Origin of the sequence: Bacillus sp. FSL K6-0073 (assembly GCF_038006085.1) — a bacterium.
Lineage (GTDB): Bacteria > Bacillota > Bacilli > Bacillales > Bacillaceae_G > Bacillus_A > Bacillus_A cereus.
Genome location: NZ_JBBOUN010000001.1, coordinates 290001 through 292500 on the forward strand (window position 1 = coordinate 290001; position 2500 = coordinate 292500).

The following is a 2500-nucleotide window of genomic DNA, read 5'->3' on the forward strand; positions in this document are numbered from 1 at the left end:
AGGAGAGAATCCTAAGGTGTGCGAGAGAACTCTGGTTAAGGAACTCGGCAAAATGACCCCGTAACTTCGGGAGAAGGGGTGCTTTCTTAACGGAAAGCCGCAGTGAATAGGCCCAAGCGACTGTTTAGCAAAAACACAGCTCTCTGCGAAGCCGTAAGGCGAAGTATAGGGGGTGACACCTGCCCGGTGCTGGAAGGTTAAGGAGAGGGGTTAGCGTAAGCGAAGCTCTGAACTGAAGCCCCAGTAAACGGCGGCCGTAACTATAACGGTCCTAAGGTAGCGAAATTCCTTGTCGGGTAAGTTCCGACCCGCACGAAAGGTGTAACGATTTGGGCACTGTCTCAACCAGAGACTCGGTGAAATTATAGTACCTGTGAAGATGCAGGTTACCCGCGACAGGACGGAAAGACCCCGTGGAGCTTTACTGTAGCCTGATATTGAATTTTGGTACAGTTTGTACAGGATAGGCGGGAGCCATTGAAACCGGAGCGCTAGCTTCGGTGGAGGCGCTGGTGGGATACCGCCCTGACTGTATTGAAATTCTAACCTACGGGTCTTATCGACCCGGGAGACAGTGTCAGGTGGGCAGTTTGACTGGGGCGGTCGCCTCCTAAAGTGTAACGGAGGCGCCCAAAGGTTCCCTCAGAATGGTTGGAAATCATTCGTAGAGTGCAAAGGCATAAGGGAGCTTGACTGCGAGACCTACAAGTCGAGCAGGGACGAAAGTCGGGCTTAGTGATCCGGTGGTTCCGCATGGAAGGGCCATCGCTCAACGGATAAAAGCTACCCCGGGGATAACAGGCTTATCTCCCCCAAGAGTCCACATCGACGGGGAGGTTTGGCACCTCGATGTCGGCTCATCGCATCCTGGGGCTGTAGTCGGTCCCAAGGGTTGGGCTGTTCGCCCATTAAAGCGGTACGCGAGCTGGGTTCAGAACGTCGTGAGACAGTTCGGTCCCTATCCGTCGTGGGCGTAGGAAATTTGAGAGGAGCTGTCCTTAGTACGAGAGGACCGGGATGGACGCACCGCTGGTGTACCAGTTGTTCTGCCAAGGGCATAGCTGGGTAGCTATGTGCGGAAGGGATAAGTGCTGAAAGCATCTAAGCATGAAGCCCCCCTCAAGATGAGATTTCCCATAGCGTAAGCTAGTAAGATCCCTGAAAGATGATCAGGTTGATAGGTTCGAGGTGGAAGCATGGTGACATGTGGAGCTGACGAATACTAATAGATCGAGGACTTAACCATATAATATGTAGCAATGTTATCTAGTTTTGAAGGAATATGCCTTCATAGTTTGGTGATGATGGCAGAGAGGTCACACCCGTTCCCATACCGAACACGGAAGTTAAGCTCTCTAGCGCCGATGGTAGTTGGGACCTTGTCCCTGTGAGAGTAGGACGTCGCCAAGCAACTTTAAGACGAGTCAGAATGACTCGTCTTTTTTGTGTTTTATAATTTCTTTTCAAAGCTAAATATTTTGAAGTGCTGCTCATTTTTTTAAAGATTTTTGAGTACGTAGCTATATAAGTTTTATTCAATTTGTTTCGTGATTTTTGACAGGTAATTTAAGATTTTCTATTTTATTTCTCAAAGATAGAATTCATTGGTATGTTAAAATAGTACAGTTGTTTTTGATGTACTTTAATATAAGAAGATTTAAGTTAGAAAAGGAGATAATATGAAAAAGATAAGTATAATTACTATAGTAGTCTTAGTCCTGCTAGTAATCGTGTATATGTTAGTTGGAAATTATTTTTATAACTATGCATTAAATGCGAAACAAGAAAAGGAATTTTTGCAAGATAATCCTCATTTAGTGGAAACGGTAAATGCGTCGGGAGATGTATTGGCTGCAAATGAAGAAAAGAATGCAAACTTCGTATCGAAGTATAAACCTAACACATTAACTATACGTTCTTTCGATAAATTAAATTTAAAAGGTTATGAATATATGAATGAACCATCTAGTCATAAATGGGCAATTGTAGTTCATGGATATAGTGGTAGAGCATCGGAAATGACGAAATATATTCGTAACTTTTATGAACAAGGCTATAATGTCATAGCACCAGACCTTCGTGGACACGGAAATAGTGAAGGGGATTATGTTGGTATGGGTTGGCATGATCGTAAAGATATTTTAATTTGGATTCAACAAATCTTAAAGAAAGACCCTGATGCTGAAATAGCTCTATTTGGTGTTTCAATGGGCGGGGCAACTGTAATGATGACTTCAGGAGAAGATTTACCTTCTAATGTTAAAGTTATTATTGAAGATTGTGGATATTCAACTGTTATTGATGAATTTACTTATCAACTAAAAGATTTATTCCACTTACCGAAGTTTCCTGTTATGAATGCGGCAAATACGGTTACTAAATTAAGAGCTGGGTATGATTTAGAAGAGGCTTCAGCTGTAAAACAAGTAGCGAAAAGTAAAACACCTATGCTATTCATTCATGGGGATGCTGATACATTCGTTCCTTTTGAAATGTTAGA

General features: G+C 43.3%; 1 protein-coding gene and 2 rRNA genes (2 of these 3 only partly in view). All 3 read left to right on the plus strand.

From position 1 onward, the window contains the following. Positions 1-1246, plus strand: a 23S ribosomal RNA gene (locus MHB52_RS01625) (it extends 1677 nt beyond the left edge of the window). Positions 1247-1294: 48 nt separating this feature from the next. Further along, a 5S ribosomal RNA gene (gene rrf, locus MHB52_RS01630) occupies positions 1295-1410 on the plus strand. 269 nt (positions 1411-1679) lie between these two features. Next, on the plus strand, positions 1680-2500 hold the 5' portion of the coding sequence (locus tag MHB52_RS01635) for an alpha/beta hydrolase (RefSeq protein ID WP_061663603.1). Its footprint extends 139 nt past the window's final position; the window shows 821 of its 960 coding nt (coding positions 1-821); its start codon is at positions 1680-1682; its stop codon lies beyond the right edge, outside the window.